General features: G+C 38.1%; 10 protein-coding genes. 3 read left to right on the plus strand and 7 right to left on the minus strand.

Annotated features, from left to right (window positions below):
- Position 1 precedes the first annotated feature (1 nt).
- From HHA43_RS04490 to apbC, 5 genes are all read right to left on the minus strand, one after another.
- A complete protein-coding gene (locus HHA43_RS04490) occupies positions 2-2,248 on the minus strand; it encodes a DUF6160 family protein (RefSeq protein WP_168417868.1) in 2,247 nt (748 codons plus the stop codon).
- A 33-nt stretch (positions 2,249-2,281) separates the two neighbouring features.
- Positions 2,282-3,001, minus strand: a complete 720-nt coding sequence (locus HHA43_RS04495; RefSeq protein WP_168417869.1) for a hypothetical protein — start codon at positions 2,999-3,001, stop codon at positions 2,282-2,284.
- A gap of 13 nt (positions 3,002-3,014) precedes the next feature.
- A complete protein-coding gene (locus HHA43_RS04500; protein ID WP_168417870.1) occupies positions 3,015-4,898 on the minus strand; it encodes a hypothetical protein in 1,884 nt (627 codons plus the stop codon).
- A 235-nt stretch (positions 4,899-5,133) separates the two neighbouring features.
- Positions 5,134-5,703, minus strand: a complete 570-nt coding sequence (gene dcd / locus HHA43_RS04505; protein ID WP_004975507.1) for a dCTP deaminase — start codon at positions 5,701-5,703, stop codon at positions 5,134-5,136.
- A 201-nt stretch (positions 5,704-5,904) separates the two neighbouring features.
- Positions 5,905-7,161, minus strand: coding sequence for an iron-sulfur cluster carrier protein ApbC (gene apbC, locus HHA43_RS04510; protein ID WP_168417871.1), 1,257 nt, complete (start codon positions 7,159-7,161; stop codon positions 5,905-5,907).
- 269 nt (positions 7,162-7,430) lie between these two features.
- On the opposite strand from apbC, the gene metG reads away from it, so the two are divergent.
- Positions 7,431-9,488 (plus strand): methionine--tRNA ligase, encoded by a 2,058-nt coding sequence (metG, locus tag HHA43_RS04515; protein ID WP_168417872.1) that lies wholly within the window; start codon positions 7,431-7,433, stop codon positions 9,486-9,488.
- A 179-nt stretch (positions 9,489-9,667) separates the two neighbouring features.
- Positions 9,668-10,468 (plus strand): putative phage abortive infection protein, encoded by an 801-nt coding sequence (locus HHA43_RS04520; RefSeq protein ID WP_228278934.1) that lies wholly within the window; start codon positions 9,668-9,670, stop codon positions 10,466-10,468.
- 186 nt (positions 10,469-10,654) lie between these two features.
- On the opposite strand, the gene HHA43_RS04525 is transcribed toward HHA43_RS04520, so the two are convergent.
- Entirely contained in the window at positions 10,655-11,278 is a 624-nt protein-coding gene (locus HHA43_RS04525) for a LysE family translocator (RefSeq protein ID WP_168417874.1), read from the minus strand.
- Between the two features lie 257 nt (positions 11,279-11,535).
- On the opposite strand from HHA43_RS04525, the gene HHA43_RS04530 reads away from it, so the two are divergent.
- Positions 11,536-12,429, plus strand: a complete 894-nt coding sequence (locus HHA43_RS04530) for a 1-aminocyclopropane-1-carboxylate deaminase/D-cysteine desulfhydrase (RefSeq protein WP_168417875.1) — start codon at positions 11,536-11,538, stop codon at positions 12,427-12,429.
- 19 nt (positions 12,430-12,448) lie between these two features.
- Here the strand turns inward: HHA43_RS04530 and HHA43_RS04535 are convergent, their stop codons facing one another.
- Complete coding sequence (locus HHA43_RS04535) at positions 12,449-12,781, minus strand: DUF4870 family protein (protein ID WP_168417876.1); 333 nt, start codon at positions 12,779-12,781, stop codon at positions 12,449-12,451.
- Between the last annotated feature and the right edge of the window lie 79 nt (positions 12,782-12,860).

Genomic DNA, 12,860 nt, shown 5'->3' on the forward strand with positions numbered 1-12,860 from the left:
ATTAGCGTGGAGTAATGCCTAAGGTGCTGCGCATGCTGCCACCTGTAAAAGCAACCGAAGCTATTTTTTGCATGTTTCCATTCGTTGACATTGCAAAATCCGTCTTAAATGGTTGTGCGATATCATTTTTGTAGTTGAATTTCACTTGGTTATCTAAAGTCACAGTATCTGCACTGACCAAAACTTTTCCTTTTAAGCCAATGTGACCTTCCATGCGGTTCAAATTGATTGATGAGGTATGTATTGTTTCATTATTAACCTGATCTTCATTAATTAAACTTAAATAACTCCCTAAATTATTCGGATCAGCTTTTTCAGCATCTGTTAAGCTTTTAAATTGAAAATTTGCATCAAAAGATAAAAAGTTAGAATGTAGATCGCTTGCTGTCGGGGTCATACCAGGAATTACCAACAACTCACCATTACCATCTAATTTAAGTGCAATAGTTGTCAGTACATCATCTTTTTTTGCAAAATTATCGTGAGGCACAAAGCTGCCACACTTAGTTGAACCTGTTACACAGCTATACTTAGAACCTGGTAACTGCCCTATTGCCAGTTCAGCTTTGGCTGCTAAAAGTAAGTGATCCGCACGTATATAAATACCTTCGTCTTCATAACCGATCACACCTTCAGATTGAATCAGCGCATCAATATTTCTTAAACCTGCATAATAGTTAACTGATTCTCCAGCATGTAGGCTGTCTTGACCATCGATCAGGATAATTGAAGTTGTACTCGGCAAGCCTGTTTTTGAGTCAATGCCATAACCTTCTGTAGATACAAGCGCGTTATAGCCAATCCCTGTTTTTGTCGCACCATCATAAGGAGACTGATAAGTTTTACCTGACAACGCAACATTGGCATTTAAATTATAGATTGGAATCCCAATTCCCCAAGAGCCACCATCACCTGTAAGCTCATCTATAGAGTTATCAGAAATAAATCTTGCCTTAGCCGCAATAGATTGGAAATCCATTCCACGTACAGCTATCAAAGCAAATTGCTCACCCTCAAGTTGACTGGAAAGTACCTGATTTAGAATTGGACTTGCGACACCTAGTGTATTTTTAATATTTTCATTCACTAAAAAATTGAGGTTTTTTGCTTGTACGGTATTGATATAAATATCGCCAAAATCTATATATGCATTTTGATGATGCAATTCACCTTGAGCATTACGTGTCGTTAATGGTCTTAAATTTGAAAATTCAACCGCGTAGCTTCCGTTACCTGTATGTCCAATTTCTAAAGTTGTAGGCAACTGTCCCGCCTGTAAACCTACAGTATTCTGATTGGTAAAGTCTGCTGATAAGCCCAAATGTAGACCACCCTGACCAAGCACATCTTCATAGCCTGTCACATGCACATTTTGAGTTTCTACAATGCCATTATTTTCATTTGAAACATTGAAGTTGGCTGCACCGCTTTGTTGACCATTAAAAAATAGTTTTGCATTCGTCACCGCACCAGACGCACCAAAACGAATGAGATTTTTATCGTTATAACGCAGGTCAATATTGACCCCAGGGTTGGTTGCATTCTGTCGGCTATTTGCTACATCTGTTAAATCTGCGACGCGCCCTAAATTTACAAAGTGATCCGTTGAACCATTTTTAGTGGTAAATACTAATCCTTCATCAGCATCGATGTACATATAACCATCTGTTGCAAAATTAAAATTAAAATCATGCATAGATAGTTGATGATTACCTAAACCATGACTAATTTTGGCATTTTGTAACTGAAATTTTAAATGTGCTGTTTCATTTTGATTAAATAAACCTGCTTTGGTTTCTAACAAGACTTTTAAAGGTGATTTGATTTCTAAGCCTAATCGGCCCAAGCTTTGTGTTTCTTTAGTACAAGTATTCGCAACACAGCTTCTTTTGACCAAGTTTAAGTCAGCTGTCGATTGAAAAGCATCAATACTCGCATCAATACGCACGCCAGCACCAACATCTGTTTTACCAACATCTAAAGCAAACTTACTAATAATAGGCTGATTATTTTGACCATTAATTTCCACATTATGTAAACCCAAACCAAGCTGAGCACCATCCACCAAATCTGGATCGTACCAATTGGCTTGCTGAATAGTGGCTTTAGACATTTCATGGGTAATCACCATCCCATCTTGCCCACTCACATTAGCCAAATGCTGGTCTGCGATAAGCTCTAAAGCATAAACTTGCTGAGCACAAAGTACGCTCAATGTTAATAAATTCAACTGCATTATTTTTTTCATTTTTATTTCCCTATCCTGTACTTCGTCCTATATTCAACAACGGCTTGCTGCTGAACCTGTACAGTTGTAGCTAAATATTTTTACATTGCCCGACATGTGCATGTTGCCGTGAATATTTAAGCCCACAAATCCTTTTTCAGCGCCCTGATCAAACAAAGGGACATCTAAAGTTATTTCCTGAAAGGTACCATCTTCAGAAATTTGTTTTGCATTATATTTAGTATAAGTCGATACATTTGCATAACCTTCATTTGCCCCATCGCCTGTGCCTGTTTCAATGGCCATGGTCGCAAAACCCAAATTTCTAATTTTAAGTGGCTTATCATCATAAAACTTGAGCTGCATTGCTGTTTGTGGGTCATTTTTATGATTAATAATGGTGGTTCCATCTAAGGAAAACTTATCTATTTGTACTGTCCCTTGAATTTGCTTAAATACCAACCACTTTTGATTTTCATTTTCATCTGTATGATTATTAGGTGCAAAAGCCAATCGACACATTACATTATTTTCAGCACATTTTGCGCCATAGCGATAGTACACTTCATCAGGCATACCACTGAGTGCGTTAATTTTTGAAATGCTATTCAGCTCCAAATTTTCTGCATACTCATGGTTAAGTGAAAGTGTCCAGCTTAAATCTGCACCACCTTGACCTGTTGCTTGGGTTAACTCATGTTGATCTAGTGCAATTAAATTAGCATGTGTAAAAGAAGTGCACAGTAATGTCGCTAAAGATAACTTTTTCAGCATTTTGATTTACTCCTTATAGGCCCGTTGTTTTAAATTTAAGATGCTGAATTAACACACCATCTATAGCGACTGAACCTAAGTTTTTTGTTGTGCCATCAATCCCTTTAAACACTACACCCGTTGCTTTATCGTGATCTTTAGCGCGCAACATATTGTTAGGTAAGCGCTCAACTGTACCAATAGCAATACTACTGTGCGTTGCATTGCGTCCCTGATACATTGCGGTGCTATCTGTTGCACTAGCTTTGAGTGACGTACCACAACTGACCACATTACAAGTCGCACCTGTAAATGCAGTGGCACCTAAATACCCACCTTTACCATCTTCATAATTTTGATAAATTTTATTGTATATTTCTGGTACGTTTGGAATACGTGTTACTTCCAGCACAATATTATTGCCCTCAGAACCAACCACAAAAGGTTGATACATATTACCCAAAACTAAATTGATATTTGGGCTATACAAATACAGACCTTCGATATCATGAAAAACAGGCGCGAGTGAGCGGTCAATAGCTGGAGTAACGGCTGTCCCATCTAAAGCATCTGATTTTGCTGCGGTACTAATACGTATGCCCTTACTGTCTAAATTAGCATCGTCAATACTTAAATTTGCAGGGTTATCGTTGGTATTCAAACGTACAAGGCTTGCCATACCCAAGGTTTGATTGTGATTTGGATTATCTGAATCTAAGGTTTGGAACAATCTTGTTTGCGATCCATTTAAACTTAAACCATTGGCAACAAATTGGGTTCGCAAACGATGCTCTTTATCTAAGCCAGATTTTGGTGCACCTGTAGATGGATCAACTTCAGCACTTGAGTTTAACTGACGTGAGAAAATATCAGTCCAAAAACCCAGTTTAATATTATTATCGCTTTCTGATGCTGCAATAGTCGCAAGTGGTGCCTCAAGTGCCAAATAACCCACATCTTTTTCTACATTTTTAAATTGTTTTACTATTTCTGTACCCGCACGGAATAACCATGGGTTATCTGCCGAACCCCAGTTGAAACCTTGATTGCTATAACGGCTACTTAATGAGTTATCACTTTTAGATAATGCTAAACCATAAATAAAGACATCTGCTTTAGTTCTATTATGCACGATATTCGCTTGCTGGTTCACAACCTCACGTATAGCCAGTTTCGCATGCAGTTCAACTTGTCCTGTTGCATAATCTTTTGCTAATTCTTCAGCATTTTTTTGTGCAATAGGAGTAGCATCAGCTGTTAATTTTGTATTTACCCGATTAGTTAATTCATTCTTCCATTGATCAACATTATTTAGATCATTTAATGCACTCTCGCTCGAACGTTTCCTTTTTTCAGCTGGCAATAAAAACCAATTCAAGCCTTGATTATAAACATTATCATACCAATAATCATAACGTTGTTTATAAAGCGTTCCAGCCTCATCTTCAAACTCATACGCGCGATAAATTGCTTCCTTTTCAGTTTTCTTTAACGTAAATGCTTTATCAAACTCACTCTGATAAACACGATTATATTCTGATGTTTTTGATGTGTCATAAACTGCACTATACGATTTATCATATTGATTTTCATATGAAATTTTATATTTTTCTTCAAACTGCTTATTTTGAATATATTGATAATTCTCCCCCGTCGGGATAATACGAATAAAGCCCGTATCATATTGGCTTGGGTTGTCTAAGCCACGAGTATAGCTTGAACCTGTAGAAAGATCGTTCGGTTGCTGGAACACCATCTTGAAGTCATCAAGAACTAACGCAACACCTTCGCCTGTCGTATTAGAGAGGGAATCATCTGAGAGTGCTTGCAAGGCATAACTCGGATTTGCCAAGAACATACCTACGGCAATAGCTAAGCAATGCTTACGAAAAGGGAAAGTAATTGCGTGTTCAGTCATCTCGACCTTCCTTTTATCTGATGCTCCGCATCTTTCTTTTATTTATCTATGACTTGGCTATTTACTAGGGTGTTTTTATCCTTAAAAACGTGATTATGCCAAACCAATCTCAAATTTAATTATGCTGAATATTAATACAAATGCAAAAAAAACTGGCTAAACAGCACAGCTTTCCGATGAATGAAAAAAGCGAACCTTTCGGCTCACTTTCTTTTAATCTGAATTAGTCTATCAGTTATGCTTTAGGTAAAGTCACACCTGTTTGCCCCTGATACTTACCACCACGGTCTTTGTACGAGGTTTCACAAACTTCATCTGATTCAAAAAATAGCATTTGCGCCACGCCTTCGCCAGCGTAAATACGTGCAGGCAAATTAGTCGTATTAGAGAATTCTAAGGTGACATGCCCTTCCCACTCAGGTTCTAACGGAGTGACATTGACAATAATACCGCAACGCGCATAGGTCGACTTACCCAAACACACCGTCAAGACATTACGCGGAATACGGAAATATTCAACAGTACGCGCTAAAGCAAAAGAGTTTGGCGGAATGATGCACACGTCTGATTCAATATCGATAAAACTTTTTTCATCAAAGTTTTTTGGATCAACAATTGCTGAGTGAACATTGGTAAAGACTTTAAATTCACGCGCACAGCGCACGTCATAACCGTAGCTAGACACCCCATAAGAGATGAGTTTTTCGCCATTTTCGTCAAAACGAACTTGGTTTTCAGCATACGGTTCAATCATGCCGTGTTTTTCGCTCATTTCGCGAATCCAACGATCAGACTTAATTGCCATTTATTTTCTATCCAAAATATGAATGTTTAAACTGTGCTGTACTTTAACTGAAAACCAGATTAATGAAAACTAGCTACTTTTAAAGCGCCAAGATAATTTAAATTTCCGCCATTTCCCATTTACAGGCACACTAATCCTAAGTAGCTTCTAGCTATTGAAATACTTATAAGGCAACAATAACTGTTATTTTTCAATTCGCACTTAAAAAATACGATTATGATCTTTTTCAGCTTTAGGCAGTTTTTTTGCTATCTGTTGAGCAATCGCAATATAACTGTCTGCAGCATCATCGCCAGCAATTACAGACGGCGTGCCCGCATCGACATTTTCACGAATACTCACATTTAAAGGCAAACGTCCTAGCAACGGAATGTCATATTGTTCTGCCAGTTTATCGCCACCGCCCTGACCAAAAATTTGCTCTTCATAGCCACAGTTTGAGCAGATATGCGTCGACATATTCTCAATCACGCCCATAACTGGAATTTGCACCCGATTAAACAGTTCAATCCCTTTCACGGCATCCATTAGTGCAACATTTTGCGGTGTAGTCACAATGACTGCACCCGTTACTGGAATACGTTGTGCAAGCGTCAATTGAATATCACCCGTGCCTGGCGGCATATCAATCATCAGCACATCCAAATCAGGCCATAAGGTCTGATTAAAAAGCTGCATTAATGCGCCAGTCGCTTTGGGCCCACGCCATGCCACAGGTGTATTATGATCACCCGTTAAATGTCCGATGGATAAAACTGGCATACCAAAAGCATCTAATGGAACAAACTGCTCGGCCTCAATCATAGGGGTTTTGCCCGCATTACCCAGCATGGTAGGAATGCTTGGGCCATAAATATCAGCATCCAATACGCCAACTTTTAAGCCTAACTCTTGCAATGCTAAGGCTAAATTCACTGTCGTGGTAGATTTCCCCACCCCACCTTTGCCTGATGACACCAAAATCACGTTTTGAATACGTGGATGTTTTGGCACATCACGCTGCTGTGGCGCAGCTTTTTGAATAGGTGGATTATTCGGATCTGCTTCTTGCGCTGAGCTTTGACCCGCAGCATCGACCACTGGTGGTAAATTAGAAGACGCAGCCTGAGCTTGATTAGATGAGCAGCCTTCGCCCGTAGCATGTTGATGACCACAACTTTCTTGCTTTGCTTGACCCGTTTTTTGCTGAATCACATGCATATTCAATTCTTTAATGCCACATTTTTCCAAAGCATCGGCCAATTCATCATGTATTTGTTGTAAATGTGATTTTTCTTCAGGATACGTATTGATGGTGATTTGTAAAATTTCACCCTGCACATTCACTTGGGAAATCCGATCTTTTAACAACTGCTGAGAATGTGGCAGCACGTAACTTTGCAAAATCTGCTGAATCGCTTCTTCATTCACCGACTGAGATGGTGAAAAAACCGATTTAAGTGAAGAAAGCCAAGACATAGATTTACTCCAAAGTTTGGAAATACCGCGATTCTGATAGTGTAACGATAATTCGGTACAAGGTTAAGCCATGCTGTAGCTGAAAATATTTAATTCCGATTGGATAACTTGGTTTTTTGTCTTATTTTCAGACTAAGTTCTTGTTTATGCATTGTGTTTGGTGTTGTAAATGGATTTGAAAAGAATTCATGGAATCCCTTGTGCATCTATAGGCTATCTAAGGTAAAATTGCCCGAATTGCATCATCCATATTTGAGAGAGTGATATCCGTGCGTCAAATTTTAGTCACCAATGCCCTACCATACGCCAATGGTCCGATCCATATGGGTCACTTACTCGGTTATATCCAGGCAGATATCTGGGTTCGCGCCATGCGTGCAATGGGACATGACGTGACTTATGTCTGTGCGGATGATGCGCATGGTACAGCAATCATGCTGCGTGCTGAAGCCAACGGGATTAGCCCTGAACAGCAAATTGCCAATGTGCAGCAAGAACATATTCGTGATTTTGATGGGTTTGGTGTGCATTTTGATCATTATGATTCAACGCATAGCGATACCAACCGCGCACGTGCCAGTGAAATTTATGTCAAAAACCGTGATGCAGGCAATATTGCCGTTCGTCCTGTCACGCAATTATTTGACCCTGAAAAAGGCATGTTCTTATCTGACCGTTTCATTAAAGGCACATGCCCAAAATGTAAAGCGGAAGATCAATATGGTGATTCTTGCGAAGTCTGCGGCACAACCTATAACGCAACTGAGCTGATTGATCCGAAATCTACCTTGAGCGGTGCGACGCCTGTAGAAAAATCGTCAGATCACTATTTCTTTAAATTGCCAAATTTTGGTGAGTACCTGCAAAAATGGACCCGTGATGAAGGTCGCTTGCCTGTTTCAATTGCCAACAAATTAGATGAATGGTTTGAAAATGGTTTAAACGACTGGGATATTTCACGTGATGCGCCCTATTTTGGTTTTGAAATTCCAGATGCACCAAACAAATATTTCTATGTCTGGGTAGATGCGCCAATTGGCTATATGTCGAGTTTTGAAAACTACGTTAAAACCAAACGCCCTGACTTAAATTTTGAAGATTACTGGAAAAAAGACTCAGACAAAGAGGTGTATCACTTCATTGGTAAAGACATTGTCTATTTCCACGCCCTATTTTGGCCTGCAATGTTAGATGGTGCGGGTTATCGCACCCCAACAGGTTTATTCGTAAACGGTTTCTTGACTGTCAATGGTCAAAAAATGTCGAAATCTCGCGGTACATTTATTAAAGCAGAAACCTATTTACAGCATTTAAACCCTGAATATTTACGCTATTACTTCGCATCTAAACTATCTGACAAAGTTGAAGATTCTGACTTAAATCTGGATGATTTTGTTCAGAAAGTAAACTCTGATCTTGTAGGTAAAGTGGTGAATATTGCTAGCCGTTGTGCCAAATTCATCAACACCAAATTTGACAATAAATTGTCTAATGCCTGTGCAGAGCCTGAACTGGTACAAAGTTTTATTGATGCAGGCGACTCAATTGCTCAAGCATACGAAGCGCGTGAATTTTCTACTGCTATTCGTGAAATTATGGCATTGGCCGATAAAGCCAACCAATATATTGATGAGAAAAAGCCTTGGGCTTTAGCCAAAATTGAAGGTGAAGAACAACAAGTACATGATGTATGTTCTGTAGGGATTAACCTGTTCCGTCAATTGGCCATTTACTTAAGTCCTGTGTTGCCAACGCTTGCAGCACAAGTACAAGATTTCTTAAAACTGGATAGCTTCGATTTTGCATCACGCCAACAGATTTTAGTGGCACATGAAATTGCACTATTCCAACCACTCATGCAACGTGTAGACCCGAAAGCTGTGGCTGCTATGGTAGATGCATCTAAGGATTCTTTAGCTGCTCCTGCTGAAGCACCAAAAGCTGAAAAGAAAAAGGAAAAAGCCAAAGAGAAAAAAGCAGAGCCTAAAGTAGGTGAAGCAGAAACCATTGGAATTGAAGACTTTATGAAAGTCGATTTACGTGTTGCAGAAGTTTTAGAGGCAGCAACTGTTGAAGGTTCTGATAAGCTTCTTCAATTGACTTTAAATGTTGGTGAAGCTGAACCTCGTAACGTATTTAGCGGTATCCGTGAGTTTTATGCACCTGAAGATTTAAAAGGCAAATTGGTGGTAATGGTCGCTAACCTTGCTCCACGTAAGATGCGTTTTGGTATTTCAAATGGTATGGTACTTGCAGCGGGTAATGGTGAAGGTGTTTGGGTGATTTCACCTGAATCTGGTGCAAAACCGGGTGATAAAGTGTCTTAATTTTTAGACACTGATAAAAAGCCCTGCTATATTTTAGTGGGGTTTTTTTATAGTTATAAATAATGAATAGATGGATAAAGTTTTTTTGCTTAGTTCTACCAATAGTCTTGATAATTATTAGTTTGCTAGCTACCTATTTTATTTTTACCAACAAAGCTTTTCAAATTGGAGTAACCTCCTTGATTGATCCAAATTTAGGAGCTTCTTTAGGTAATTTGTATGGAGGAGTTATAGGTACTCTCTTAAGTGCATCAAGCATATTCCTCTTGATTTATACAATTATTAATCAAAAAGATGAAGCACAGAAAAATAATTTAAAGTCTAATTTTTTTAAAATGATTGATTATCACAACCAACATTTGATAAATATTTCTTTACCCAATACCAATCCGCAACACCCACCAAAAGAAGGGAAAAAGGCTTTTGTAACCTTCAAAATTCAGTTCAAACGAATTTTAGAAACGATTCAAGAAATTTCTGTACAAGAAAATCTCCAACTCAATAAATCACAAATATTAGATATCTCATACGTTATTTTTTACTTTGGTATAGAGGGAAGTTGGACGACATTTATAGTAAATAAACTATCAAGGTATAATGGATTTAATGAAGAATTAGTTATTAAAATTCAGAAAAGGTTAATGGAAAAGGATTTTAGAGGCTGCTTATTGAAAACCAATCAAACTCATTTAAGCTCTTATTTTAGAAATATGTATAATGCTATAAAAATAGTAGATGAATCAACAATCCTAAGTGATTTTGAAAAATACGAGTTAATAAAAATTTACCGTGCTCAACTTTCAAACCCTGAGCTTTATATCCTTTTTTTCAATGTTTTATCGCGTTTTGGAAAAAAATGGCTCCAAAATAATTTTATAAATAAATATGATTTTATTAAAAATATTCCATTTGAATATTGTGACGGATATGACCCTAAACATTACTTTCCATCTATCAAATTCGAAGAGGATGAATATTGATTTAAGTACTAACGCACAGAAAGGTGACATGGATGTAGCCTGTTCGTTAGGCACACGGACGTGCCCTCTAACGAACAAAGGATTTTTGTTACTTTTGATCCTTTAAAAGTAAGGCAAACATTTTAATTATTAGAATACCCTCATCCCAATCTTCTCCCAAAAGGCATAGGTATCTACACAAATAAATCACTTCATCCCAAAAATTAACTTTAATCCCAATACTGTCATGACCGCCCCTGCTGCACGGTCAAAAATAGCCTTAAACTTAATATAAGCCTGACGCGGTTTTTCTGCAGACAAAGCCACTGCAACCAATGAACACCAACCTGCATCAATAAAAAAACACAGAATTGGCAGCACCACATAAAAATAGTTCGGTATTTCTTTAGGCAATAAAGCCGTAAAAATACTCGCCAAGACAATTGCAATTTTAGGGTTAGATAACTGCGTAATTAAACCAGTGGTAAACGCACGGCGCAGCGACATTTGTTGCCCATGCGCAAGATTAGTTTGAATAGGTGCTTTGGCATGCTTCACAATTTTATAAGCCAAAAACAACAGATATAAGCCACCACAAATTTTCATTACTAAATAAGCTGAAGGTACAGCCAATAAAATTGCCTGCAAGCCTAAAACAGCCAATAAACCAAAAATTGCAGCACCTGTGCCTGTACCTAAAGCAGTGAACAAGCCATGTTTGCGTGAAATAGCAATTGAGTTTTTTGCCACATAAATAAAGGTTGGCCCAGGACTCATTGCACCGAGCATTAATGCCGCTGCAATTGACCCTAAAATAAGTAAAGACTCCAAAACCGACACCCAACCAAACCCAATCAAGTTGGCTATTTTACGGTTTTTCTCTTTTTATTTGTACTATTTGGTATATTTTTTAAATCAACAATATGAATAAAAAGCTTAACAATGCTGAAAATTCAAGCGTACTATCTTCAAGTACGCCATCAGCGATCCGATCAATCCATAAATACAAATAGCCGAGTTCTATTGTTGATGTCTTTTTATCAAATCTGCTGATTATAATAGCAAGTCCTCTTTTTCCAGCCTTGTTTATGTTTGATGCCATCGCCCAAGAAATTCCATTACAACGCATTTATGTTCATGGTCGTGAACTTTGGATTAAACGGCTAGATTTGGTGCATCCTCACATTTCGGGTAATAAATTCTATAAATTAAAATACAATTTTTTGGCCGCACAAGCCGAAGGTTATCAGCAAGTGCTGACTTTTGGCGGTGCGTACTCTAATCATATTGCGGCAACCGCCTATACAGCACAGCTTTTTGGCTGGAAAAGTATTGGGATCATTCGCGGGCAAGAATTAGCGAACTGTGCTTTGAATCCAACTTTAAATTTAGCGCAGCACATGGGGATGCAATTTGAGTTTGTTTCACGCGAGCGTTATCGTCAAAAAAATGAAGCTGAATTTTTGCAGCAGTTACAACAATCTTATCCGCATACTTATATTATTCCTGAGGGTGGTAGTAATAGATTGGCAATTCAAGGCTGTCAGGAAATTCTAACCGCAGATGATCTACACCAGTTTGATGTGATTTGCTGTGCTGTCGGTACAGGGGGAACCATTGCAGGTTTAATTGAAGCGAGCCTTCCCAATCAAAAAATTCTGGGTTTTTCCGCACTCAAAGGTGATTTTTTAACACAAGAAGTACAACAACGCACCAGCAAAAAAAATTGGCAAATTACTGATGAATTTTGCTGTGGTGGCTATGCCAAAACCACGCCTGAATTACTGGCCTTTATTCGAGCGTTTGAAAAAGAACATGCAATTCCACTTGAGCAAATTTATACAGGCAAAATGCTTTTTGGATTAAGTAGCATGATACAACGTGGCGAATTTAATGCAGGTGAACGTATTTTGTTAATTCATACGGGTGGTTTACAAGGTAGGCACATTGACCTACCTGATTTAAACCAAACAGCCGAATAACCTGCTTATCTGGAATGATTTAAGCCTGTATAGGTTTATTATCGTTCAAGGCAATCAGGCCTTTAATTAAACGATAAACATGCCAAATAAATACCACTAAAATAATGACATAACCGATCAAAATTGCAGTTAATAGAAAACCGACAATATAACCAATCAGGCTGTACCAAAAGGTTTTAATTTGCCAATCTACATGGCTTTCTAACCACGTACCACGCATTTCATTACGTTTAACATAGTTCATAATAATCGAAATTAAACCTGTAATACCTACGACAAAACCAACCAAATATAGAATATAGGTAATCAGGTTATATTGTTTCAGTTGATTTAATTCAATTGTTTGTGTCATCTGGTAATCCCCCCTAAAAATAATAGGATCTAAAAGTAGAATTTTCTCTTAAGATACGAGCAGGAGATTCTGCATGAAA

It is taken from the genome of Acinetobacter sp. A2 (assembly GCF_012371325.1).
In the GTDB taxonomy this organism is placed as follows: Bacteria; Pseudomonadota; Gammaproteobacteria; order Pseudomonadales; family Moraxellaceae; genus Acinetobacter.